At 66.3% G+C, this 23,932-nt stretch carries 18 protein-coding genes and 2 pseudogenes; 8 read left to right on the forward strand and 12 right to left on the reverse strand.

The window, feature by feature from the left end; translation table 11 throughout:
- Nucleotides 1–20: 20 nt before the first annotated feature.
- The 3 genes from BN4346_RS30480 to otsB all read right to left on the reverse strand — a co-directional run bounded on the left by BN4346_RS30480 (nt 21) and on the right by otsB (nt 3,627).
- Nucleotides 21–1,358 carry a sensor histidine kinase gene (locus BN4346_RS30480; RefSeq protein ID WP_067970215.1) on the reverse strand — a complete coding sequence of 446 codons (1,338 nt, stop codon included), beginning with the start codon at nt 1,356–1,358 and terminating at the stop codon, nt 21–23.
- Nucleotides 1,355–2,035 (reverse strand): response regulator transcription factor, encoded by a 681-nt coding sequence (locus tag BN4346_RS30485; protein ID WP_235653572.1) that lies wholly within the window; start codon nt 2,033–2,035, stop codon nt 1,355–1,357. The genes BN4346_RS30480 and BN4346_RS30485 overlap by 4 nt, the downstream gene beginning before the upstream one ends.
- 449 nt (nt 2,036–2,484) lie before the next feature.
- Complete coding sequence (gene otsB / locus BN4346_RS30490; RefSeq protein ID WP_067970218.1) at nt 2,485–3,627, reverse strand: trehalose-phosphatase; 1,143 nt, start codon at nt 3,625–3,627, stop codon at nt 2,485–2,487.
- An 89-nt stretch (nt 3,628–3,716) separates the two neighbouring features.
- On the opposite strand from otsB, the pseudogene BN4346_RS30495 reads away from it, so the two are divergent.
- Nucleotides 3,717–4,466: pseudogene (locus BN4346_RS30495) on the forward strand (universal stress protein); the annotation flags it as partial.
- Here the strand turns inward: BN4346_RS30495 and BN4346_RS48400 are convergent.
- From BN4346_RS48400 to BN4346_RS49855, 3 genes are read right to left on the reverse strand one after another with little or no spacing between them, the layout of a single operon-like run.
- Nucleotides 4,371–7,412 carry an MMPL/RND family transporter gene (locus BN4346_RS48400; RefSeq protein ID WP_078058516.1) on the reverse strand — a complete coding sequence of 1,014 codons (3,042 nt, stop codon included), beginning with the start codon at nt 7,410–7,412 and terminating at the stop codon, nt 4,371–4,373. The pseudogene BN4346_RS30495 and the gene BN4346_RS48400 overlap by 96 nt on opposite strands.
- The gene (locus tag BN4346_RS30505; protein ID WP_067970226.1) at nt 7,409–7,840 is read right to left on the reverse strand and encodes an MmpS family transport accessory protein; all 432 of its coding nucleotides are present in this window, start codon (nt 7,838–7,840) and stop codon (nt 7,409–7,411) included. The genes BN4346_RS48400 and BN4346_RS30505 overlap by 4 nt, the downstream gene beginning before the upstream one ends.
- A 51-nt stretch (nt 7,841–7,891) precedes the next feature.
- Complete coding sequence (locus tag BN4346_RS49855; protein ID WP_067970229.1) at nt 7,892–8,437, reverse strand: PHP domain-containing protein; 546 nt, start codon at nt 8,435–8,437, stop codon at nt 7,892–7,894.
- Nucleotides 8,438–8,450: 13 nt separating this feature from the next.
- On the opposite strand from BN4346_RS49855, the pseudogene BN4346_RS30515 reads away from it, so the two are divergent.
- Both BN4346_RS30515 and BN4346_RS30520 read left to right on the forward strand, forming a co-directional pair.
- Nucleotides 8,451–11,143, forward strand: a pseudogene (locus BN4346_RS30515) (error-prone DNA polymerase); the annotation flags it as partial.
- Nucleotides 11,144–11,165: 22 nt separating this feature from the next.
- Nucleotides 11,166–11,813 (forward strand): nitroreductase family protein, encoded by a 648-nt coding sequence (locus BN4346_RS30520; RefSeq protein WP_067970231.1) that lies wholly within the window; start codon nt 11,166–11,168, stop codon nt 11,811–11,813.
- Here the strand turns inward: BN4346_RS30520 and BN4346_RS30525 are convergent, their stop codons facing one another.
- Together BN4346_RS30525 and trxB are read right to left on the reverse strand one after the other, a co-directional pair.
- Nucleotides 11,814–12,278, reverse strand: coding sequence for a tRNA (cytidine(34)-2'-O)-methyltransferase (locus BN4346_RS30525; RefSeq protein ID WP_067970234.1), 465 nt, complete (start codon nt 12,276–12,278; stop codon nt 11,814–11,816).
- 80 nt (nt 12,279–12,358) lie between these two features.
- Nucleotides 12,359–13,366 (reverse strand): thioredoxin-disulfide reductase, encoded by a 1,008-nt coding sequence (gene trxB / locus BN4346_RS30530; RefSeq protein ID WP_067970237.1) that lies wholly within the window; start codon nt 13,364–13,366, stop codon nt 12,359–12,361.
- Between the two features lie 498 nt (nt 13,367–13,864).
- Here trxB and BN4346_RS30535 point away from each other — a divergent pair, with 498 nt between their 5' ends.
- The 3 genes from BN4346_RS30535 to BN4346_RS30545 all read left to right on the forward strand — a co-directional run bounded on the left by BN4346_RS30535 (nt 13,865) and on the right by BN4346_RS30545 (nt 18,395).
- Nucleotides 13,865–15,325, forward strand: a complete 1,461-nt coding sequence (locus BN4346_RS30535; RefSeq protein ID WP_067970240.1) for an MFS transporter — start codon at nt 13,865–13,867, stop codon at nt 15,323–15,325.
- Between the two features lie 587 nt (nt 15,326–15,912).
- Nucleotides 15,913–17,136, forward strand: a complete 1,224-nt coding sequence (locus BN4346_RS30540) for a PPE family protein (RefSeq protein ID WP_208863222.1) — start codon at nt 15,913–15,915, stop codon at nt 17,134–17,136.
- A gap of 74 nt (nt 17,137–17,210) precedes the next feature.
- Complete coding sequence (locus tag BN4346_RS30545) at nt 17,211–18,395, forward strand: PPE family protein (protein ID WP_067970248.1); 1,185 nt, start codon at nt 17,211–17,213, stop codon at nt 18,393–18,395.
- Nucleotides 18,396–18,398: 3 nt separating this feature from the next.
- On the opposite strand, the gene trxA is transcribed toward BN4346_RS30545, so the two are convergent.
- The 4 genes from trxA to BN4346_RS30565 form a co-directional block, all read right to left on the reverse strand.
- Nucleotides 18,399–18,737, reverse strand: a complete 339-nt coding sequence (trxA, locus tag BN4346_RS30550) for a thioredoxin (RefSeq protein ID WP_067970251.1) — start codon at nt 18,735–18,737, stop codon at nt 18,399–18,401.
- A 77-nt stretch (nt 18,738–18,814) separates the two neighbouring features.
- A complete protein-coding gene (locus tag BN4346_RS30555) occupies nt 18,815–19,528 on the reverse strand; it encodes a sirohydrochlorin chelatase (RefSeq protein ID WP_067970255.1) in 714 nt (237 codons plus the stop codon).
- Nucleotides 19,525–20,250 (reverse strand): phosphoadenylyl-sulfate reductase, encoded by a 726-nt coding sequence (locus BN4346_RS30560; RefSeq protein ID WP_067970258.1) that lies wholly within the window; start codon nt 20,248–20,250, stop codon nt 19,525–19,527. The genes BN4346_RS30555 and BN4346_RS30560 overlap by 4 nt, the downstream gene beginning before the upstream one ends.
- A complete protein-coding gene (locus BN4346_RS30565; protein WP_067970261.1) occupies nt 20,247–21,914 on the reverse strand; it encodes a nitrite/sulfite reductase in 1,668 nt (555 codons plus the stop codon). The genes BN4346_RS30560 and BN4346_RS30565 overlap by 4 nt, the downstream gene beginning before the upstream one ends.
- A 399-nt stretch (nt 21,915–22,313) precedes the next feature.
- On the opposite strand from BN4346_RS30565, the gene sat reads away from it, so the two are divergent.
- Entirely contained in the window at nt 22,314–23,570 is a 1,257-nt protein-coding gene (gene sat, locus BN4346_RS30570; RefSeq protein ID WP_067970344.1) for a sulfate adenylyltransferase, read from the forward strand.
- Between the two features lies 1 nt (nt 23,571).
- The gene (locus tag BN4346_RS30575) at nt 23,572–23,877 is read left to right on the forward strand and encodes a DUF6955 family protein (RefSeq protein ID WP_067970264.1); all 306 of its coding nucleotides are present in this window, start codon (nt 23,572–23,574) and stop codon (nt 23,875–23,877) included.
- Nucleotides 23,878–23,932 lie beyond the last annotated feature (55 nt).

A 23,932-nucleotide genomic window follows, 5' to 3' on the forward strand; every position in this document is an offset into this window, starting at 1 on the left:
ACTTCTTTTAGCTCAACGGCTTAGCCATCCTGCTGGCCCTCCCCGGGGGCCAACGGCAGACTGAGCCGGAACGCCGCACCGGCTTGCCTTGGCAGACACTCAAGGCTGCCGTGATGCGCCTGTGCCAGTGCCCTGGCGATCGGCAGGCCTAGGCCGGCGCCCCCGGAGTCGCGGTTACGGGCGTTGTCGAGGCGGACTAGCCGGTCGAACACCCGCTCGCGCTCGGAGTCCGGGATCCCCGGGCCGGTATCGGTGACGGTTATGTCGGCGTTGTGTTCGGGGCGGCCGGTGTGCACAGTGATCTCCCCGCCCTGCGGGGTGTGCCGACAGGCGTTGTCCAGCAGGTTGGTCAGGATCTGCGCGATGCGTTGCGGGTCGGCATGAACCGGCAGTGCCCGACCGTCCCCGCTGAGGCGCACGGTCAGATTGGGTGCCAGCATGGCGGCCCGGTCGACTTCGGCGGCCGCGATCTCGACCACGTCGACGTCTTCGCAGCGCAGAGCCGCCCCGGCGTCGATGCGCGCGATATCGAGCAGGTCGGCGACCAGCCGAGCGGCGCGGCGGGTTTCGCCCGCCAGCAATGTCGCGAATCGACGCCTACGAGCGGCGTTTCCGGTATCGGCGGCGAGTTGCTGGGCCAGGGCCTGGATCCCGGCGATCGGGGTGCGCAGCTCATGTGCGGCGTCGGAGAGGAACCGGCGAGTATTGGCCTCGGCTCGCTGCGCAGTATCTGCAGCCTGGCGTGCGTCGCTCTCGGCGGTCTCCAGAGCGTCGAGCATGCTGTCGAACGCGGTGGCGGCCTGCCCCAGCTCGGTGTGCGGCCGATCCGGGCGCAGTCGACGGCCCCGGTCGCCGTGGGCGATCAGCTGCGCCGTCGTGGTCATTCGCTGCAAGGGGGCAAGCGCCCGGGCGGCGGCTAGGCCGACGAGCAATGCGACCAACCCGAGCCCGACCGCACCGCCGACGAGCAGGTCGTACCGCAGCTCCGAATGGCGCGCGCTGATCCCCGAAGTGTCGGCCACCAAGGTGAGCGTTGAACCGTCCGGCAGCGGCGGTGGCGGTATTGGAGGGGCGGGCCTGAGGGCTAGGTCGCCGTAGGCGGTGCCATCCGGAGCGACTACCTGTACTCGGATGTCTTGGCTCTGCAATTGGGCGACGAGAGCGGCGGGACTCACCCCGGCGTCGACCAGATTTGCGGCACGAACGGCGGTGTCGTCGAGCCTGGTCCGCAGGTCACGGTTGAGTTGTGCGCCGACCAGCTGGTCGCCGGCCACGCCCAGCACAACCAACAGTGCTGCGATCACGCCGACCGTGGCCACAGTCGCTCGCCGGCGCAGCGATGGCGTGGGTGTGCTCATGGGCGGGCTGGCGCCAGCCGGTAGCCGATACCGCGGACGGTGTGCAGCATCCGCGGTCCGTGGGCCTCCAGCTTGCGGCGTAGTCCGCTGACGTAAACCTCGACGAGGTTGGCGTCATAGGCGTCGTAACCCCAGACCGCCGTCAGGATCCGATCCTTGCTCACCGTCCGGCCGCGCTGCTCGGCGAGGTAGCCGAGTAGCTTGAGTTCGGTTCCCGTCAGCTGAATCACGGCACCCGCACGGCTCACCACCCCGGCCTCCATGTCGACCACTAAGTCGCCGATCTGCATAGCAGACGGCACCCGCCCGCGTCGTCGCAGCACCGCTGCGACACGAGACAGCAGCTCTGCCAATTCGAACGGCTTGACCACATAGTCGTCGGCACCGGTGTCCAGCCCGTGCAGCCGGTCCTCGAGTGCGTCTTTGGCGGTGAGCAGGATGATTCCGGTGTCACCGTAGCCGCGCACCACATCGATCAGGGCAAACCCGTCCCGGCCGGGCAGCATCACGTCGAGCACCACCAAGTCCGGGCGGAACGCCGGCAGCACGTCCTCCAGGCCGCGGCCGTCGACTCGTCCGCCGCTGACGAATCCGGCGTCGGCGAGCGCCGCCACCACGGTCTCGCGGATCGCGTCGGAGTCCTCAACCACCAGCACCCTGGGTGCGCTGTTGTGCACCTTGCCATTGTGACCGTCCGATCGCTGAAGCAGAGCTGAGCAAACGGGGTCCTGGTCCATGTTTTCAGCTGGGTTTCAGCATTGCGTAGCAACGTGGATAGGGCCAGGACAAACCTTGGTACTTCAGCGGTGCACGACGCACGGAGGACACCATGACTGAATCGGAAGACCTCGAAGCCCCTAGCCCTACCCCGAGCCCTGGCCTGACACCCATTCCCGACAAGCCGGCGCGGCGGGTGACCAATCGCCCGTGGTTCGCCCCGGTCGTCGCCGGTGTCGGCGGCCTGATCATCGGTGGCCTTGTGGCCGCGAGCTGTCCCGGGCTGCTGAGCGTGGGTGGCCCTGGCCGGTTGGCCCCTGTCCCAACGTCGCTCGCGGCCCCTCTTTGGCCGGCACCGCCGCCTCCTCCGTTACCGCCAGGACCGCCGCCTCCAGGGTGGCGGTGCTGCTCAGCCGGCGAGCCGCTCAGCCAGCCGTTCGGTGAACTCGACCACCTGCGCCGGGCTGTCCAGGGCATAACGGGCGGCGGTCGCACGATCGCCGTCGTCATTGTGCCGCACCACAATTCCGGCGCCCGACAGTTCGGCAGCCGCATCGAACGCATCCTCGTCGGTGATGTCGTCACCAAGAAACAGCGGTGTCACTCCGGTCAGCCGATCCAGAATCCAGTGCAGCGTGCGGCCCTTGTCCCAGTCGATCTCGGGGCGCAGTTCGATCACCTCGCGCCCGGTGGTCACCCGCAGCCCGCGGCGCCGACCGGCCTCGCGTACCGCCGCCAGCACCTCGCCGACCCGATCCCGGGCCGCATTGCGGTAGTGCACCGCGACAGCGAAGCGCTTGTGTTCCACCATGATTCCCGGGATGGCGCCGAGCTGCTCGTGAAGCGAACCGGTCGCGGCGGCCAGCACCGGTACCGCACCGACGGCCGCCTCGTTCTGATGGTGGGCGCCGTCCGGGCCGATCAGCTCGAAACCGTGACTGCCCGCATACCAGATCCCGTCCAGGCCCACCCGCGACCGCACGTCGGCCAGGTCGCGCCCGGACAGCACCGCGACCGGACACTGGGTCGCCAACGCGGCCAACGCATCCACCGCGCCGGCCACCGGGCGGGCCGCGTCGGGGTCGTCGACGATGTCCGACAGGGTTCCATCGAAGTCGAAGAACACCGCCGGGCGATCGAGGGCGTTCAATGCCGAGGCGCCCACGTCACCCGAGGCTTCTGGGGCGTCCAGGGCGGCCATCGCGTCCGGCAGGGTCGACATCGGCCGGTCGCCGGTACGCACGCCGACCTCGCCCGGGTCGGCCACCACCGCGTCGCCGCCGTCGCACCCCACCCCGATCACCAGGGCGAATCCGGCACTGCGGGCGGCGGTTACATTCGTTTCGGAGTCGGTGAGCACCACACAGCGGCCGGGCCGCGCCGCCAGACCGCCAGCGGCGTGCACCAGGTCGGCGGCGGAGCTGTCGGCGGCCGCCGCACCCACTCGCACACCGGCCTGCCGCAACCGCTCGGCCAGCGCCGCCGCGCCGTCACCCCCGTGCAGAGCCACCAGCACCGCGTCGTGGCGGCGCGGGTCGATCGTGACCGACATGCCAACCATGCCACCACGGTGCCACAGCCCGAACCGGATTAGCGTGGTAGGGGTCCGTGATAGGGATCAAAGAGCGCAAGGAGAACCCGATGTCGCCCGCTCCCGGAATTCTGGTCGGTGTCGATGGATCGCCGTCGTCGGTCGCTGCGGTCGACTGGGCAGCCCGCAACGCCGCTCTGCACAACCTGCCGCTCACCCTGGTTCACGTGCTGGCACCGCCCGCGGTGATGACGTTTCCCGAGACACCGATGCCGCCCGGTTACGTCGAATGGCAGCGCGAACAGGGCGAACACCATCTGCGCGACGCCGTCGACGTCGCCGAGGCGGCCGGGGCGCCGCGGGTTGCTGCGGAGACGGTCGTAGGCTCCACCGTCCCGATGCTGGTGGACATGAGCCGCGGCGCCGCCCGCCTGGTGGTGGGTTCCCGCGGGCACGGGCGGCTGCGGCGCCGACTGCTGGGCTCGGTCAGCTCGTCACTGGTCCGGCACGCGCACTGCCCGGTCGCGGTCATCCACGAACGCCATCCGGACGACCCGCCGCGCCCCGACATCGCACCGGTGGTGGTCGGCATCGACGGCTCCCCGGTGTCGGAGGCTGCAACGGCGCTGGCGTTCGAAGAGGCCTCGTTGCGCGGGGTGGAACTGATCGCGGTGTACGCCTGGCACGACACCGGCTTCTGGGACTTCCCCGGCATCGATACGGCGGCGATGGCCTCCGACGGAGAACTGGCGCTGGCCGAGCGGTTAGCCGGCTGGCGGGAGCGCTACCCGGACGTCACGGTGCGCCGGGTGGTGGTCGATGACCGCCCGGCCGACCAACTGATCGACCAGTCGCAGCAGGCTCAGCTGGTGGTGCTGGGCAGCCACGGGCGCGGTGGCTTCACCGGCATGCCGCTGGGCTTCGGTCTGCGGTCGCGCGGCGAGCTGCTGCGCCGCCGGGCTCGGCCTCAACCACACCCGCTGCGGCCACCAGAACCAGCGGCCCAGCAGCGCGGCGATCGACGGCGTCATGAACGACCGGATCACCAGGGTGTCGACGAGCAGCCCCAGCCCGATGGTGGAACCCACCTGACCGATCACGCGCAGGTCGGAGACCAGCATCGACATCATGGTGAACGCGAACACCAGGCCGGCGGAGGTGACGACGGAGCCGCTACCGCCCATGGCCCGGATGATGCCGGTCTTGACGCCGCCGGGAAGCTCCTCCTTCATCCGGGACACCAGCAGCAGGTTGTAGTCCGAACCGACCGCCAACAGGATGATCACGCTCATCGCCAGCACCATCCAGTGCAGGTCCAGCCCGATGATGTGCTGCCAGATCAGCACTGAGATCCCGAACGAGGTTCCCAGCGAGAGCAGCACCGTGCCGACGATCACCGCCGAGGCCACCACGGCCCGGGTGATCAGCAGCATGATGATGAAGATCAGGCACAGCGAGGCGATACCGGCGATGATCAGGTCGTAGGCCGACCCGTCCTTCATGTCCTTGAACATGGCTGCCGTGCCGCCGAGATAGACTTTCGAGCCCTCCAGAGGGGTGCCCTTGAGCGCCTCGTGCACGGCGTGCTTGATCGGCAGGATGTGTGAGACGCCCTCCGGCGACATCGGGTCGCCCTCGTGGCTGATGATGAACCGCACCGCGTGCCCGTCGGGGGACAGGAACATCTTCATGCCGCGCTTGAAGTCGGCGTTGTCGAACGCCTCCGGCGGCAGGTAGAACGAATCGTCGTTCTTGGACTCGTCGAACGCCTTCCCCATGGCGTTCTGGCCGTCCATCATCTTCTCCATCTGAAGCTGCAGGCCCTCCATGGTGGACTGCATCTTCAGCTGGGTGACCCGCATGTTCGACATCGTCTCGATCATCGGCGGCATGATCTCGAGCATCCGCGGGATCAGCCGGTCGAGGTTGTCGATGTCGGGCAGCACTTTTTCGAAATCCTCGGTCATCTGGTCGAGGCCGTCCATGACGTCGAAGATCGACCGGATCGACCAGCAGATCGGGATGTCGAAGCAGTGCGGCTCCCAATAGAAGTAGCTGCGCATCGGGCGCCACATGTCGTCGAAGTCGGCGATGGAGTCGCGCATCTTCTGAATGTCGTCGAGCATCTGGTGCATCTTGACGTCCATGCTGTGGGTGGTCACCGACATCTGGCGGGTGACTTCGAGCATCTGCTTCATGCTGTCGATGGAGACCTGCATGTCCTCGCCCATCTTGAGCATGTTCTTCATGCTGTCGAGCTGGTACTTCATGTTCAGCTGCTGGGTAGTGCCCTGCATGCTGATCGCGAACGGGATCGTGGTGTGCTCGATCGGCGTTCCCAGCGGCCGGGTGATGGTCTGTACCCGCCCGATGCCAGGCACCTCGAAGATGCGCTTGGCGATCCGGTTGATGACCAGGAAGTCGGCCGGGTTGCGCATGTCGTGGTCGGTCTCGATCATCAGCAGTTCCGGGCTCATCCGGGCCTGGGAGAAGTGCCGGTCCGCAGCGGCGTAGCCCTGGTTGGCCGGCACGTAATTCGGCAGGTACTGCCGGTCGTTGTAGTTGGTCCGGTACCCCGGCAGGGTGAGCAGGCCGACCAAACAGACCGCCGTGGTGGCTACCAGCACCGGGCCGGGCCAGCGCACGATCATCGCGCCGATCCGCCGCCAGGTGCGGATGCGCATCGCCCGCTTGGGTTCCAGCATGCCGAAGCGGCTGGCCACCGCCACCACCGCGGAGCCGAACGTGAGCGCCGCGAAGACCACCACCAACATGCCGATCGCCAGCGGGATGCCCAGCGACCGGAAGTAGGGCAGCCGGGTGAAGTGCAGACAGAAGGTCGCGCCGGCGATGGTCAACCCCGAGCCCAGGATCACGTGCGCGGTGCCGTGATACATGGTGTGGAAGGCCGATTCCTTGTCCTCGCCGAGTGCTCGCGCCTCCTGGTAGCGGCCGAGCAGGAAGATCGCATAGTCCGTCGAGGCGGCGATGGCCAGCGTCACCAGCAGGTTCACCGCGAACGTCGACAGTCCGATGATGTTGTAGAAGCCGAGTACGGCCACCACGCCGCGGGCAGCGCTCAGCTCGAAGACCACCATGCCCAGCACCAGCAGCACCGTGCCGATGGACCGGTAGATGGACAGCAGCATCGTGATGATCACCACGAAGGTCAGCCCGGTGATGATCTTCAGGCTCTTGTCGCCGGCGATGTGCTGATCGGCGTTGAGAGCGGCCCCGCCGGTGACGTAGGCGTGCACACCCGGCGGCGCCGGGGTGTCGGCGATCATCTTCTGGACGGCCTCGACCGATTCGTTGGCCAGGGTCTCGCCCATGTTGCCGGCCAGATACACCTGGACGTAGGCGGCTTTGCCGTCCGGACTCTGGGATCCCGCCGCGGTCAGCGGGTCGCTCCAGAAGTCCTGGACGTGCTCGACGTGGGCGTGGTCGGCCTCCATTTTGGCGACCAGTTGGTCGTAGTAGGCGTGGGCGGCGTCGTCGAGTGGCTGGTCGCCTTCGATGACCACCATCGCCGAGCTGTCCGATTTGAACTCGTCGAACACCTTGCCGATACGCATCATCGCGATCATCGACGGAGCGTCACGGGGGGCCATCGATACCGCGTGCATCTTCCCGACCTCGTCGAGCTGCGGCACGATGGTGTTCACCAGCACGGTGATGGCCAGCCAGGCCAGGATGATGGGCACCGCGAGCCGGCGGATCCACTTCGGGATTCCGCCGGGCTTGGGCGGTTGCGCGGCGGGCAGCGTGTCGGTGGCCGCGTCGGTGCTGTCGTGGTGGTTGCTCATGCGGATTTCACAATGCAGAAGGTCTGGGCGCTCACCGGGCCGGTGGCGATTCTTTCTTCTTTGACGACACCGTCAATGGTGACGCGGCAGCCGATGGTGGAGCCGTCACCTTGGGCGACGATGTTGGGGCTTACCGCCGGGTTGGTGGTCGACAGGGTCAGCGACCACGGCAGGCTGGCGCCGTCGATCCGTTGCGGCGTGGCGTCCAGGTCCAGATAGTTGATGTCGGCGTAGGTCCCGTCCGGGCTGAAGATGTCGTAGACCACGACCTTGGGATGGAACGGCTTGGTGTCCTCGAACGGGACGGTCCCGTTGCCGCTGTCATCGGCGCCGAAGTAGCCGCGGACTCGCTGCACGGTGAACCCTCCCACCAGAACGACTAGGACGATGAGCAGAGGTAACCACGCGCGTCTGACAACGCCGAACATGAAAACAGTGGCCCTTTCGCATCGTGCCGGAATCTGACACAGATTAGTGCATCAAAGTTCTTTTTCACACCCACCCGACAATCGTCGCACATATGTTCGATAGCGTGGGGGGCGTGGGCTGGGGCAGTGGGCCGCCGAGCTGGGCGGAAATGGAGCGGGTGCTCGAGGGCAGGCCTCGTCACATCGCCGCGACGGCCCGTGGCCCGGCGGGGAGTGGCCCGGCGGCTCCGCGGACCCGGCCGGCCAGGACGACGGTGTTTTCCCCCCCCTACGCCGGGGACCGCGGGCCAGCACCAGCAGGTGCGGGCCGGGCGGGTCCGTGTGCTCGGTGCGGGACTTGGGAAAGGAGGAAGCATCGGTAGCAGCCAGCGACAATTCGGCACCGAAGACGGTGGCGATCTCCTGCCCCGCGGCAGCCAGCTCGGCGGCCGCCTCGGCGAACCGCACCACCCCGTACAGACCGTTGTGATCGGTCAGCGCAATCGCCCGCAGACCCAGCCGGGCTGCCTCGGCGACCAGCTCCTGCGGGGTGCTGGCGCCGTCCAAGAAGCTGTACGCCGAATGCGTGTGCAGCTCGGCGTAGGGCGGGGAAAACACCGTCGTCCTGGCCGGCGAAAAGGGCAGGCCGCGTTTCGATCTGGACGCGCTGACCGCGGCGGCCGGCGGGCACTGGCACATCCTGACCGGATGCCGCAAGGGCCACGTCCGCCATGCGCTGGCCACCGGCGGCCCGGACGCGGCCGCCGCGGCACTGGCCGACCTGGTGGACCGGTTCGGGGCCGCGCGGGTCAGCGTCGAGCTGAGCCGGCATGGGGATCCCTGCGACGACGAGCGCAATGCGGCGCTGGCCGACCTGGCGCCACGGTTCGGGGTGGGGCTGGTGGCCACCACCGGCGCGCATTTCGCCGGACCGTCCCGGGCGCGGCTGGCGATGGCGATGGCGGCGATCCGGGCCCGGCAGTCCCTGGATGCCGCCGCCGGCCGGCTGGCCCCGCTGGGTGGCTCGCATCTGCGTTCCGGTGCGGAGATGGCCCGGTTGTTCGCGCAGTATCCCGAGACGCTGACGGCCGCAGTCGAACTCGGTGAGCAGTGCGCCTTCGCGCTGAAGCTCATCGCTCCGCAGCTGCCGCTCTTTGACGTGCCGGCCGGGCATACCGAGGACAGCTGGCTGCGCCGGTTGGTGCTGGCCGGGGCGGTCGACCGTTACGGGCCGCCGGGTGGAGGGCCGTTGGCCCGCAAAGCCCAGGTGCAGATCGAGCATGAACTGAATGTCATTGCTCAACTGGGATTTCCGGGATATTTCCTGGTGGTGCACGATATCACCCAGTTCTGCCGTCGCAGCGACATCCTCTGTCAGGGAAGGGGTTCGGCGGCCAACTCCGCGGTCTGCTACGCCCTCGGTATAACGGCGGTCGACCCAGTGGTCAATGGGCTGCTGTTCGAGCGGTTCTTGTCGTCGGAACGCGACGAGCCTCCCGACATCGACATCGACATCGAGTCGGACCGGCGCGAAGAGGTCATCCAGTACGTCTACGAACGCTACGGGCGCGACTACACCGCCCAGGTCGCCAATGTCATCACCTACCGGGGCCGCAGCGCGGTGCGCGACATGGCCCGGGCGCTGGGGTACTCGCCGGGGCAGCAGGACGCTTGGAGCAAACAGGTCGGCCGGTGGCACGGGGTGGCTGAATCCTCCGATGCCGAAGGTATTCCCGAGCAGGTGATCGATTTGGCGACCCAGATCGCGGATCTGCCACGGCATCTGGGAATCCACTCCGGTGGCATGGTGATCTGTGACCGCCCGATCGCCGATGTGTGCCCGGTGGAATGGGCCCGGATGCCCGGCCGCAGCGTGCTGCAGTGGGACAAAGACGACTGTGCGGCCATCGGTCTGGTGAAGTTCGACCTGTTGGGGCTGGGGATGCTCTCCGCGCTGCACTACATGCAAGACCTGGTGGCAGAGCACCAGGGCATCAAGGTGGACCTCGCCCGAATAGACCTGTCCGAGCCTGCGGTGTACGAGATGCTGGCCCGGGCGGATTCGGTCGGGGTGTTTCAGGTGGAATCGCGCGCCCAGATGGCCACCCTGCCGCGGCTGAAGCCACGGGTGTTCTATGACCTGGTGGTGGAGGTCGCGCTGATCCGGCCGGGACCGATCCAGGGTGGCTCGGTGCACCCCTACATTCAGCGGCGCAATGGCCATTCCCCGGTCGAATACGAGCACCCTTCGATGGAGCCTGCGCTGAGAAAGACGTTGGGGGTGCCGCTGTTTCAGGAACAGTTGATGCAACTTGCCGTCGACTGCGCGGGGTTCTCGCCGGCCGAAGCCGACCAGCTGCGCCGGGCCATGGGTTCGAAACGCTCCGCCGAGCGGATGCGGCAGCTGCGCACCCGGTTCTACGACGGCATGGCGCAGTGTCACGGCATCACCGGCGCGGTGGCGATGAGGATCTACGAGAAGCTGGAAGCCTTTGCCAATTACGGATTTCCGGAGAGTCACGCGATGAGCTTCGCGTCGCTGGTGTTCTACTCGGCCTGGTTCAAGCTGCACCACCCGGCGGCGTTCTGCGCCGCGCTGCTGCGGGCCCAGCCGATGGGCTTCTATTCGCCGCAGTCACTGGTCGCCGATGCCCGCCGGCACGGGGTCGTCGTGCACGGCGGGTGCGTCAACGCCAGCCTGGCGCACCCCACGCTGGCCGAAGCCGGGACGCAGGTCCGGCTCGGACTGGGCGACGTCCGCGGCATCGGCGTCGACCTGGCCGAGCGGCTGGGGGCCGAACGCGAAGCGCATGGCCCGGTCGCTTCGCTGGTGGATCTGACTGCCCGGGCGAGGCTTTCGGGGGCGCAAGCCGAGGCGCTGGCGACCGCCGGGGCGGGCGACTGCCCGGGATGAGCGAGATAGAGCTGGCCGCCGCCGATGTGTGGGCCACCGGAGTGTCCCCGGACAGCTACCCGACCCAATTCCTGCGGGCCCGCCTCGATGCACTCGGGGTGATCCCCGCCGACCAGTTGCTGAGCGTGCCCGATGGGACCCGGGTGCTCATCGCTGGGGCGGTGACGCACCGGCAGCGGCCGGCGACCGCCCGCGGGGTGACGTTCGTCAACCTCGAGGACGAGACCGGGATGGTCAACGTGCTGTGTACGCCGGGGGTGTGGACGCGGTATCGCCGGCCGGCGCAGAGCGCGGCGGCGCTGCTGATCCGCGGACGGGTGCAGAACGCCAGCGGGGCGGTCACCGTACTGGCCGATCGGCTGGGTGTACTCGAGTTGGGGGTGCGGTCGCGCTCCCGGGACTTCCGGTAGCCGCCGGCGGTAACCTCCACGCATGAACCTCAACTTGTCCGCAGACGAAGTCCTGACCACCACCCGATCGGTCCGCAAGCGTCTCGACCTGGACAAGCCGGTTCCCCGCGAGGTGCTCATGGAGTGCCTCGAGATCGCCCTGCAGGCACCCACCGGATCGAACGCCCAGGGCTGGCAGTGGATGTTCGTCACCGACCCGGTCAAGAAGCAGGCGCTCGCCGACATCTACCGTGCGAACGCCGTGCCGTATCTGAACCGGATGAGGCCCGACTACGACGAGGGCGACGTACGCGGCGAGCGAATGGAGTTCGTCAGCGGCTCGGCCCGCTATCTGGCCGAGAACCTGCAGGACGTACCGGTGCTGATGATCCCGTGCCTTCAGGGCCGGCCGGAGACGGGCGGACTGGGTCTCAGTGCGTCGTTCTGGGCGTCGCTGTTCCCGGCCGCGTGGAGCTACTGCCTGGCGTTGCGCAACCGTGGACTGGGTTCCTGCTGGACGACGCTGCACCTGCTCGGGGACGGCGAGAAGCAGGCCGCCGAGGTGCTCGGTATCCCGCACGAGGAGTACAGCCAGGGCGGGCTGTTCCCCATCGCCTACACCCAGGGCACCGACTTCAAGCCGGCCAAGCGACTGCCGGCCGAGCAGGTGGCGCACTTCGACAGCTGGTGATCAGATCCCGCCGGCGAACCCCTGCTGGCGCCACGCCTCATAGGCGGCGATCGCGGCGGCATTCGACAGGTTCAGCGAGCGCCGGCCGGGCAGCATCGGGATACGCAGCTGTGCGGTGATATGCGGGTCGGCCAGCGTCGCCTCGTCCAGTCCGTCGGGCTCCGGCCCGAACATCAGCACGTCGCCGGCTCGGTAGGCAACGTCGGCGAAGGAGGTCTGGGCGTGCGCGGTGAAGGCGAACACCCGGGCGGGCATCAGCGCCGCCCAGGCATCCGGCAGCGACGCATGTACGGTCACCGATGCCAGGTCGTGGTAATCCAGCCCGGCGCGGCGCAGCTTGGGCTCGGACAGGTCGAAGCCCAGCGGCTCGACCAGATGCAGCTGCGCGCCGGTGGCCGCCACCATGCGGATCGCGTTGCCGGTATTGGGCGGGATGCGCGGTGAGTAGAACAGCACGTTGAACACAACACGCCATCCTTGCGGTTAACGGGTCGAACCGCTCCCAACGGCCGGCGCGCGTCGGTGGGCCGCGCGCCTTCAGCGACTCACGGGAGCGCGTCGAGCAGGTCGGTGTCGGTCGTGGCACCCGCGGTTTCGGCGGTACGCGCCGACGTCGGTTGATGGTTCTCGGCCAGCCAGCGCTCGGTGTCGATAGCGGCTGCGCAACCCGAAGCGGCGGCGGTGATCGCCTGGCGATACCTGCGGTCCACCAGGTCGCCGGCCGCGAAGACGCCGGCCAGGGACGTGCGTGTGCTGCCGGGCTGGGCCAACACGTAGCCGTCGGAGTCGACGGCCACCTGATCGCGCACCAACGCCGAACGCGGGTCGTGACCGATCGCAACGAACACACCGGTCACCGGGAGTACCGACTCGACACCCGTGGCGTCGCGCAAGCGCAGTCCGGTGACCGTCTCGCTGCCTTCGACGGCGACGACCGTGCTGTTGGTGACGAACCGGACCTTGTCGTCGGCGCGGGCCCGGGTCACCATGATTCGGGAGGCGCGGAACTCGTCACGGCGGTGGACCAGTGTCACGCTCCGGGCGAATCGGGTCAGGAAGACGGCCTCCTCCATCGCCGAGTCGCCGCCACCGATCACTGCGATGTCCTGGTCGCGGAAGAAGAATCCGTCACACGTCGCGCACGAACTCACCCCGCGCCCGAGCAGTGCCTGTTCGCCGGGGACATTCAAGTACCGCGCCGCCGCACCCATCGCCAGGATGACGGCCCGTGCTCGATGGGTTTCGCCGTCGGCGGTGACAACCGATTTGACCGGGCCGGCCAGGGATACCGAGTCGATGTCTTCGGTGCGCAGTTCCGACCCGAATCGCAGCGCCTGCTCTCGCATCCGATCCATCAGCTCGGGGCCGGTGATCCCCTCGGGGAAACCCGGGTAGTTCTCCACCTCGGTGGTGGTCATCAGCGCACCGCCGAACGATGTGCCCTCGAATACCAGCGGCGCCAATTGCGCACGTGCGGTGTATAGGGCAGCCGTGTAGCCGGCTGGACCGGAACCGATGACGATCACGTCGTTGACGCTGGTCGTGGCAGTCATTATGGGCCTTTCAGTTTGAGCCAACCTCCGTCGTCCACGGATATCGGCCAAACGCAATTTGATCAATGATCTCGCCGTGAGGCTACCCTAGACGTCGCACGTCATTTTGTGACGAACAGGTAACGTATTCCGCACACACAACCGGTAGCTGTAGGGTCACAAAGCGCCGAGGTATAGCGTCAACGACGCAATTGGATTAACGCCACGCCGGGGTCAACGAGGGTTTGTAACAATTAAATGTTGTGATTCACCGGCCCGGTCGAATCCGCGGAGGCCTGCCCGAAACCCTCCGTGGCCTGGGTTAATGTAACCCAGGCGGGCATTCTCTCGCTGGCTGAGTGCACGATAAACATCGGTCGGCCCGCTAATTTTGATGGCGATAGTTCTTCAATTTGCCGGGGCGGTCGCTCACTGGTAATCGACAGCAATTATTACGGAGCCCATGAACTAGCGGGCGTACTGTCCACGGCGACCTGCTTACGGCTGCTAGGAGTTTGAATGACGCATCGTCATCAAATTGTTGACTGGAATCCAGAAGATATCGCTGCCTGGGAAAACGGCAACAAGAAGATCGCGCGGCGCAACCTGTTTTGCATGATGGCCGCCGACCACGTCGCCTTCTCGATCTGGGCGCTCTGGTCGGTCATGGTGCTGTTCATGCCGCAATCCGAGTACGGGATCGGGACCGGCGACAAGTTGCTGATCAGTGCCACCGCCACCTTGACCGGGGCCGCGCTGCGGATCCCCTACACCCTGGCGGTGGCGCGATACGGCGGTCGCAACTGGACGGTGTTCTCGGCGTTGCTGCTGCTCATCCCGACCGTCTGGACCATTCTCCTGTTGGCCAACCCGGGCCAACCTCTGTGGATGTACGTGATATGCGCCGCACTAACAGGATGCGGAGGCGCCAACTACGCCGCGTCGCTGGCGAACATCAACGCCTTCTACCCGCACCGGCTCAAGGGCGGGGCACTGGGTCTCAGCGCCGGCATCGGCAACCTAGGAGTGGCCGGCGTCCAGGTGGTGGGCCTGGTGGTCCTCAGCACCGTCGGGAGCAAACCGTACTGGGTATGTAGCGTCTACCTCGTTCTTTCGGTAGCCGTGGCGATAGCGGCGGCGCTGTTCATGGACAACCTGGACCACGCCATCGAGGTGGATACGCTGGGGATCATCCTGCGCGTACCGGACACCTGGGTCCTTGCGCTGCTCTACGTCGGCACCTTCGGGACGTTCATCGGATTCTCGTTCGCATTCGGGCAGGTGCTGACGGTCAATTTCATCGCGGCAGGACAAGGCGTCAAGGAGGCGTCATTGCACGCTGCCCAGTACGCGTGGATCGGGCCGCTGCTGGGGGCGCTGTCACGGATCTATGGTGGCCGACTGTCGGATCGGGTCGGCGGCAGCAGGGTCACCTTTGTCGTCTTCGTCGGGATGATCGCCACCACGGCCGCATTGATCGCCATCAGTATCCACAGTGATCACTCTGCGGGCCATACCACCGCCGGCACCATGGTCGGATACGTCACGTGCTTGCTCTGTCTGTTCACGCTGGCCGGATTCGGCAAGGGCTCGGTGTTCAAGATGATTCCCGCGGTCATCGAAGCGCGCAGTCACTCGCTGGGTATCGATGAGACCGAACGCCGCCATTGGTCGCGGAGCGCGTCAGGGGCGTTGATCGGGTTTGCCGCGGCAACCGGGGCGGCCGGCGGTGTCGGCGTGGACATGGCTTTGCGCGCGTCGTACCACAGCACCGGATCGGACACATCGGCTTTCTGCCTGTTCCTGGTGATCTACGCCGCGGCCGCCGCGATCACCTGGCTGGTGTACGTGCGCCGGCCCTATGCCAGTCGGTCGGTCATGCCGGGACGAACTGTCGTCGAGCCGCTGGCCACGGTAGGTGCGGTGGCGGCCAGTGAGGTGTTGGTCGGAATGCCGATTTCCGGAGAAGAAGCCCGCTGATACGCCGGCGCCGACCTGCCAGGGTGGTGCCGAGACTTGACCGGAAGGAGGGAGTGACGGGTGATGGTCGACAGCTGCAGTGGAGTAGGCAAGGGGCGTGGCGTCATAGTCCGTCGGCATTTCCTACCTTCAATGCCCCAAAGCAAAGCCACGGTTGAGGGATGCCTGCAACGCCGCCGTCATCGGCAATGGCGGACCCGGGGTTCCTAGCAATCGGTCCGGCTAATCGGACGCACGCGGCGCCACTGCGCGGCTCGATGCCGCAACGCGTCACGTCGACGAAGCCAAGGCGTGTGAACCCGCTGACCAGCAACGAGGGTGAGCACTCTGTGTGATGGCCGGTCAATGGTCCCCTGCAATGTCGCAGGAGTCGAGTCTGGCGCAGCAGTGTGGCTGCGCGGCGGTCCAACCGACCCGGTGCGTCGTGAGTCGGCGCGGCGGCCCGCTTGCCCATTCTTCGGGCAACGAATTCAGTCCTTTCGAATACACGAAATGGTGCAGCTCGCCGATGCGCGGCCGCAGTCCTATCGCCGGTGGTAACCGGTCGAGACAAACATTTGACCCTGGTCGAGAGAGGACTCGAGAAAGTGGATTTTGGGAATTTACCGCCGGAAGTCAATTCGGCCCGGATGTATGCCGGGCCGGGCTCAGGCCCGCTGGTGGCGGCTGCCGGGGCGTGGGACGGGTTGGCGGGGCAACTCGAAACCGCGTCACGCACCTACGCCCGGGTGATCGCGACACTGGAGGAGGAGGGGTGGTCCGGCTGGTCGTCGGAGGCGATGGCCACTGCCGTGAAGCCGTACGTGATGTGGATGACAACGCTGGGGTCCCAGGCCGCCGAGGCGGCCACCAAGGCCCGGGCGGCAGCGGTCGCCTACCAGCACGCCTTCGCCGCAACCGTGCCCCCCAAGCTGGTCGCCGCCAACCGCGCCGAGTTCGCGAACCTGGTGGACACCGACTACCTCGGCTGCAATACCACCGCGATCGCCGCCGTCGAGGCCGCTTACGCCGAGATGTGGGCCCAAGATGCCGCGGCGATGTACTCCTATGCCGCCTCATCGTCCGCCGCGACCAGGCTGACCGTCCTCACCGCACCGCCGCAGACCACCAACCCGGGCGGTCAAAGTGGCCAGGCGGCTGCGGTGGGGCAGGCCGTCGGCTCCACCACCGCCGGCAACGCCCAGGCGTCCGTGTCGCAGCTGATTTCGGCGGTCCCCCACGCGCTGCAAACTTTGGCGACAGGAGGCTCCGCCTCCTCGGTTTCGGCAGCGGTTCCGTCAGCCCCCGGGGCGTTTTCCTCGCTGCTGAGCACCATGAGCGGGATCAACACGTTCTCCGGCCCGGTGTCGCTGGCCGCGGGTTTGAGCCGTACCTGGTCGTCGGCGGGCAGTTTCGGATACGCCGCCAAGCGGGACTACGAAACGCAGATCGCAGCGAAGGAACCCAAGCCGGAGCCGCAGGCGCCGCTGGCGCCGCTGGCGCCGCCGAGCGAGGGTAACGTCCCCGCGGCGCGTCCGTCCGGCATCGGTGCTCCGGCGATGGCCAGTCTGGGCGGAGCGGGACTGGTCGGCAGATTGTCGGTGCCGAACGGCTGGGCGCCGGCGGTGCCGGCGGCGCCGGTCAGTAACGAGCCGGTGGAGACCACTCTCGGGGGGGCCCCCGCCGCGGAGGCGAGCCCGCCCGTGCTCAGTGGTGCGCCCACGGCGGGTATCGGCGGGGCGGCGGGTGCGGCGAGCCGCGCCACGGTGAGCAGCGTCTTGCGCGTGGGTCCTCGCCGCTTCAAAATGCCCCGCCCGTCGTTCGGAGGCTAGCGACCCGAGCAAGGCTGCCGGCAAATCCGGCTGTGCTGCGGTCGCGTGCACGGACATCGTGAAAGGAAGGGTCCATGGTTGATTTCGGGGCATTGCCGCCGGAGATCAACTCTGCGCGTATGTATTTCGGTCCTGGGGCGGCGCCGATGATGGCTGCCGCGGCGGCGTGGAACGAGCTGGCCGTGGAGCTGGGTGCGGCGGCCTGCGCATGTGCGGCCGCGACCGTGGATCTGAGGGAGACTTGGGAGGGCCCGTCGTCCGCGTCGATGGAGATGGCCATCGAACCCTACATCGCGTGGATCAACGAGACTGCGGCCCAGGCTGAACAGTCGGCCATCCAGGCCACTGCCGCAGCCGCCGCCTATGAAGCCGCTTTCGCCGTCACCGTGCCTCCACCGGTGATCGAGGCCAACCGGACACTGTTGATGTCGCTGATCGCGACCAACTTCCTGGGGCAGAACAGCTCAGCGATCGCTGCTGCGGAAGCGGCGTATGCCGAGATGTGGGCGCAAGACGCCGCGGCGATGTACGGGTATGCCGCATCCTCCTCGGCGGCGACCACGCTCACCCGGTTCAACCAAGCACCGAAAGTCACCAGCCAGTCCGCCGCGGCGGCGCGAGCGGCTGGCAGCGCCGCCGCCGGAGAGGCCCGGACTGTGGTGTCGCAGCTGATGTCGGCGTTGGGTCAGCAGCTGCACAGTCTGGCATCGGCGGGGCCGCTGAGTGCGGGCACGACCAGCTCCGGCACGGAGGGTGCGCTGTCGCCGTTGCTCACGGCATTCAGTGACTTCAACATTCTGACCGGCCCGATCAACCCCGTCTGGCAGTGGACCTATGCGGCGTTCAGGCAGGGACATTTCATCCTGAGGGCGAAAGCGGACTTCGAGCGCCACGCCGGTGGCGGTTCCGGCGAAGCCCCCCGGCTCGTGGAGACCGCCCCGGCGTCCCGGCCGCCTGCGCCCGCATCGCGCGGACCGGTCGACGCTGTTATCGGGCGGGCGACTCTGGTCGGCAAGCTGTCGGTTCCGCCGGCCTGGGCGTCGGCGGAGTCGGCGTCTGATGCAGTGGCCGAGATGCCACGTGCCGTGGGAACCGGCTTCCGAGCTCTGCCGGGATGGGCGCATGCGCCGACGAACACGCCCGCCGGATTCCCCCCGGGGGCTATCAGCTCGATACGGGCTGCCCCGGCGGCGGGCAAAAAGGTGTTGGCCATGCGGGATCGTCGGTTCAAGATGCCGCGCCCCGCCACCGGTGGATAGCCGTCAATCATGTTCGGCGAGTATTCGCAACAGTGCCGCCTTGCCCTTGGTACCGGTGATCCGGGTTACCGGCTCACCGTCCCTGAACAGGATCAGTGTCGGGATCGAGGAGATCTGGAACTGCCGGGCGGTCTCGGGATTGGCGTCGACATCGAGTTTGGCGACCACGAGCTGGTCGGCCTTCTCTCCGGCGATCTCTTCGAGCACCGGGGCGATCATCTTGCACGGACCGCACCAGGTAGCCCAGAAATCAACGAGCACAGGGAGTTTGCTGGACAGCACATCCGAGGTGAAGGAAGCGTCGGTGACGGTCACTGTGGCGGGATCGTTGATGTCGGGCATCGTGGAAGTCCTGTCGATTCTCGATTTGTTGCCGCTCTCGGCCGAAGCGGTCATCGGAGCGGTTGGCGTTGCTGGGATCAGGCGGCGGCCGGCTGAGCCAGCGCCCGGTCGTAGCGGTTCGCCACCGTCTCGGCGACGAGCGGATGCGCCCCCAACGGTGCCGCAAGCGGAATCCTGCTCTCCGCAGCAAATTTCACCACACGGTCAAGCAAAAGACCCGGAGCCAGGAACCAGGGTGCGATCACCACCCGGCGGATCCCGCGTCGACGCAACTGTTCTACGGCTTGCCCCGGCGTCCTGCCCGATCCGGTCACGAACGCGGTCGTCGCTGCGGCCCAACAGGTATCGGCGGCCAGCTTGGAAGCTACCTGAAGAGTCCGGGCATTCGCCTCGGCAACGGAAGATCCCACCGCGGTCACCACCACGCCGAGCTCGGTGTCGAATTTGGAGACGCCCAGTTCAGCCAACCGGTCGTGCATCACGGTGATCAACCGGTCGTCCTCACCGAGCGGGTCCGCATTTCGCAGCGCGGTCCGGCAATTCCTCACCTGCTCGGGAATGTCGATGCGGGCGTGATAGGCGCTCGACAGCAGGAACGGCGTCAGCACTGCTCGCCGCCCGATCGGCAGCGCGGCGAGAACGTCCCGGAGACTCGGTGCATTGTGCTCCAAGAACGCCACCTGCACGTCCAGCCGCGGACGGCTCTCGGCCAACCGGTCGGCCACGGAGCGCAGGTTCGCCGCTGATCGCGGATCTCTGCTCCCGTGAGCGGCCAGAATGAGCGGAGTCATGAGGAGTGCAGCCCGCACTCGGTCTTGTTGCTACCCTGCCAGCGCCCGCTGCGCGGATCTGAACCCGGCGCCGGCTTGGCGGTGCACGGAGCACAGCCGATCGACGGATAACCCTCGTCCACCAGCGGATTGACCAGTATGTGATGCTCAGTGATGTAGTCTGCCATGTCCTGGTCCGACCAGGCGGCGATCGGATTGATCTTGACCAGGTGGAACTGTTCGTCGTAGGAGATCAGCGGTGCGTTGGCGCGGGTCGGCGCCTCCACCCGGCGCAACCCGGTCACCCATGCCGAGTAGTTGCGAAGTGTTCTGGACAACGGCTCGACCTTGCGCAGCCGGCAGCACAACGCAGGATCGCTGGCGAACAGATCCTTGCCGTAGGCGGCGTCCTGCTCGGCCACGGTCTGCTCCGGTAGGACATTCACCACCTCGATGTCGTAGGCCGCCATCGCCGCGTCGCGGGTGCCGATGGTTTCCGCGAAGTGGTACCCGGTGTCCAAGAACAACACCGGAACTCCGGGGCGAACCTTGGCAGCCAGGTCGACGAGCACCGCATCCGCCATGTTCGACGCCACCACGTATCCGCAAGCGTCGTCCCCGCCGAAGTTCTCGTCGGTCCAGCGCAGCAGCTCGATGGCTGTCGCATCGACGAGCTCAGCTGCCCCGCGGGCCGCGAGTTCACGCAACTTGGATTCGTCCAACGTATTCTCCTTGATGCTCAACGCAGTTCCGCCTCTTCTACCCGGATCGCCCACTGGGCGAAGCGCTCGCCGTCTTCCCGCTGGTCCACGAACTTGCGCACCACTCGGTCGATGTAGTCGCCGAGTTCATCGCTGGTGATCTTGTGCTGGCGCAGTTTTCGGCCGAACCCGCTGTCGGCGCCGATGCTTCCCCCGAGGTGCACCTGGAAGCCCTCGACCGAGTTACCGTTGCCGTCGTCGACCAGCTGGCCTTTGAATCCGATGTCGGCGACCTGGATCCGGGCGCAGGAGTTCGGGCAGCCGTTGATGTTGACGGTGATCGGAACGTCCAGCGTTGCGTTGAGATCGGCCAGCCGCTTCTCGAGTTCGGGGACCAGTGTCTGTGCACGTACCCGGGTTTCGGCGAAAGACAGCTTGCAGAACTCGATTCCGCTGCACGCCATCAGATTCTTTCGCCACGGTGACGGGCGGGACGGCAATCCCAACGCATCCAGGCCGGCCACCATCTCGTCGACCTTGTCGTCGGGTACGTCCAAGATCACCAGCTTCTGGTACGGCGTGAATCGAGCCCGCTGCGTTCCGGCCTGTTCCATCAGGTCGGCCACGGCGCACAGGATTGTTCCGGACACCCGCCCGGCGATGGGTGCGACGCCAATCGCGTTGAGGCCGTTCTTCTGCCGCTGTACACCGACATGATCGATCGGGTGCGGAACCGGCGTGGGGGCGGGACCGGAGATCAGCTCGCGTTGTAGATATTCGGTCTCCAGAACCTGCCGAAACTTCTCGACGCCCCAGTCTTTGACGAGGAACTTCAGACGGGCCTTCGAGCGCAGTCGCCGATAGCCGTAGTCGCGGAACAGCTTGGTGACCGCTTCCCAGACGTCGGGGACTTCGTCAAGGGGCACCCAGACCCCGAGCCGCTGCGCCATCATCGGGTTGGTGGACAGCCCACCGCCGACCCACAGGTCCATCCCGGGACCGAACTCCGGATGGTTGACACCGATGAACGCGACGTCGTGGGTCTCGTGTGAGACATCTTGTAGGCCCGAGATCGCCGTCTTGTACTTCCGGGGAAGGTTGGCGAACTCAGGATTGTCCATGAAGCGCCGCAGGATCTCGTCGATCGCCGGGGAGGGGTCCACTACCTCGTCGACCGAGTCGCCCGCCAGCGGTGAGCCATGGATGCCGCGCGGGCAGTCGCCGCAGGCCTCGGTGGTCTGCAGGCCGACCGCGGCAAGACGGTCCCAGATCGCCGGCACGTCCTCGACGTTTATCCAGTGGAACTGCACGTTCTCGCGGTCGCCGATATCCGCGGTGTCGCGCGCGAATTCTTGGGAGACCTGGCCGAGCGTGCGCATGGTGGCGACCGACATCGGCTTGCCGTCCGAACGGACCCGCATCATGAAGTACTTCGCTTCGATGGTGTCGATGTGCTCGTCGCCGGTCCAGGTTCCGTCGTAGCCCTGCTCGCGCTGGGTGTAGAGCCCCATCCAGCGGAACCGGCCGCGCAGGTCGGTCTTGTCGATACTGTCGAAGCCCTGCTTGCTGTAGACGTTGAGAATGCGGTCGCGCACATTGAGCGGCGCATCGTCCTGCTTCATCTGCTCGCTGTCGTTGAGCGGCTCACGCTCTCCGAGCGCCCATTGACCCTCGCTGCGCCCCTTGGCTGTTTGGGTGGTGGTCATTGTGTTTCCTCCTAAGGAAAGATGTCCTGGCATGCGCCGCCCGCATCAACGCTGTTCTGCTACCCGCCCTGCTACCCAAGAGCAGATCTGAGTCGGCGATTAACCGGGTACTGCAGTCTTCGGATTGGCCACTCGGTATTGATGATTCCCCGCAGTTGGCACCCTCGGTAGCTCGGCAAACCTTGTGACGCCACAACGTTTAGTTGTCGCTGGGGCGGGTGTCATGATGGGCAACTCCCAGTACCGTGAAGACCGTCCGGAAACCTACTGCGCAGCAACGGCGTTCACGGTCCTTTTAGCGTGGGGAAGATTCTGAGCCGCAAACGTGGCTCGAATCCTGTGGCTCGCAGCACAGTCGCGTCCCCGGACCGCGGAGACTTCAGGAAAGGGAAACAGAACATGGAGTACATCGGCCACGGTGGTATGCCGATCGTGGAACGGGTGTCGTCCCTCGACGCGATCCCGGGAATCGCAGGCTTTCCTCGAATTCCGATAAAAAGATCAATAGCCCACGAGGTCATTGACCTTTCCTACGGCTTCTTCACGCCGCTGACCGGTTTCATGGGCCGGCAGCAGGTCGAGACAACCCTGGAGGACATGCAGCTCCCGGACGGCACTTTGTGGAGCATCCCGATCGTCTTCGATATTTCGCGCGAGGATCTCAAGCGATACGGCGTTGACCAGCAAAGTCGCGTGGTCTTGGAGTACCAGGACACGCCGATAGCCGTGCTCGACGTCGAGGAGATCTACGACTTCGACCTCGAGAAGATGGCGGAGAAGACCTACGGGACCTTGGATGCACGCCACCCGGGCGTCAAAAGGGTGATGTCCGGTGAAAGCACGTTCATCGGCGGACCGATAACGCTGGTCAACGAGCCCGTCTTCAACGAGCCGTTCAAATCGTTCTGGCTCACTCCCAAGCAGCACATCGACGCTCTTCGCACGAGGGGCTGGAAACACGTCGTCGCCCACCAGACCAGGAATGTCCCGCATACCGGTCACGAGAGTCTGATGAAGTACGCATGGTTCACCGCAAATGAGGACATGCCGATCTCCGACACCAGAACCGGGATTTTGGTGAACCCGATTATCGGGGAGAAGAGGGTCGGTGACTACATCGACGAGTCGATTCTTCTCGCCCACGATGCACTGCGCATCCACAACTATTTTCGCGAGAACGTGCACATGGTCACCTTCACGCTCTGGGACATGAGATACGCGGGACCGCGGGAGGCAATATTCCACGCGATATTGCGGGCAAACCTGGGCTGCACCCACCACATGTTCGGCCGAGACCATGCTGGGGTCGGTGACTTCTACAAGCCCTATGACGCCCAAGATCTCCTCGGCCGCTACCGGGAGAAATTGGCCATCAAGCCCGTCTTCCTCCGGGAGAACTGGTACTGCCCCGAGTGCGTGGAGGTGACCAACTCCAGCCTCTGCGGTCACGATTCAGTGGCGCAGAGCTTCAGCGGTAGCTTGATCAGAAGCGTGCTCACCGACGAGGTCAAGCCGACGCGCATGGTGATGCGGCCAGAAGTTTACGACGTCACGATGAAGGGGGCGGCCGAGTACGGAGAAGGCAGTCCATTCGTGACGGAGAAATATCTGCAAGACAGGCAACCGATCTTCTCCTTCGAACGACTGGAGTACTGACATGACCCGAAGCGCTACCGGTGTTCAGATCAAAATCTGGATCAATGACGAGCGCCTACGCCGACTCGAAGAGGTCGGCATGGCGGACCTTGCGCGTGATGAATTCGCCGGGATGAAGGTGCTGGTCCTAGAGGCCACCGAAGACCAGAAAGACATGCTGCTGGCTCGTCATCCTGCGGCTAAATATGACTCTTCGACGACTTCGTCGATCGAACTCCTGCCCAAAGAGGCGAAGGACAAACTCTTGGAGTTGTCCATCCTGCTGAACTCGACCGGGCCGGACGTCGTCGACCGCTACCTGGCCTGACTCGGCCTTGGTGACGATGCGGCCGGGATCCAGATAGCGGAGCTACCGATCAAGT

It is taken from the genome of Mycolicibacter icosiumassiliensis, from assembly GCF_900078685.2.
GTDB lineage: Bacteria > Actinomycetota > Actinomycetes > Mycobacteriales > Mycobacteriaceae > Mycobacterium > Mycobacterium icosiumassiliensis.

Excerpts from the sequence above, each read along its gene's own strand:
- BN4346_RS30520 (WP_067970231.1), top strand. The coding sequence starts at position 11,166 with ATGAACCTCAACTTGTCCGCAGACGAAGTCCTGACCACCACCCGATCG.
- BN4346_RS30505 (WP_067970226.1), bottom strand. The coding sequence starts at position 7,840 with ATGTTCGGCGTTGTCAGACGCGCGTGGTTACCTCTGCTCATCGTCCTA.
- sat (WP_067970344.1), top strand. The coding sequence starts at position 22,314 with ATGGAGTACATCGGCCACGGTGGTATGCCGATCGTGGAACGGGTGTCG.
- BN4346_RS30480 (WP_067970215.1), bottom strand. The coding sequence starts at position 1,358 with ATGAGCACACCCACGCCATCGCTGCGCCGGCGAGCGACTGTGGCCACG.
- BN4346_RS30545 (WP_067970248.1), top strand. The coding sequence starts at position 17,211 with ATGGTTGATTTCGGGGCATTGCCGCCGGAGATCAACTCTGCGCGTATG.
- BN4346_RS30565 (WP_067970261.1), bottom strand. The coding sequence starts at position 21,914 with ATGACCACCACCCAAACAGCCAAGGGGCGCAGCGAGGGTCAATGGGCG.
- BN4346_RS48400 (WP_078058516.1), bottom strand. The coding sequence starts at position 7,412 with ATGAGCAACCACCACGACAGCACCGACGCGGCCACCGACACGCTGCCC.
- BN4346_RS30555 (WP_067970255.1), bottom strand. The coding sequence starts at position 19,528 with ATGACTCCGCTCATTCTGGCCGCTCACGGGAGCAGAGATCCGCGATCA.
- trxB (WP_067970237.1), bottom strand. The coding sequence starts at position 13,366 with ATGACTGCCACGACCAGCGTCAACGACGTGATCGTCATCGGTTCCGGT.
- trxA (WP_067970251.1), bottom strand. The coding sequence starts at position 18,737 with ATGCCCGACATCAACGATCCCGCCACAGTGACCGTCACCGACGCTTCC.
- BN4346_RS30535 (WP_067970240.1), top strand. The coding sequence starts at position 13,865 with ATGACGCATCGTCATCAAATTGTTGACTGGAATCCAGAAGATATCGCT.
- otsB (WP_067970218.1), bottom strand. The coding sequence starts at position 3,627 with ATGTCGGTCACGATCGACCCGCGCCGCCACGACGCGGTGCTGGTGGCT.
- BN4346_RS30575 (WP_067970264.1), top strand. The coding sequence starts at position 23,572 with ATGACCCGAAGCGCTACCGGTGTTCAGATCAAAATCTGGATCAATGAC.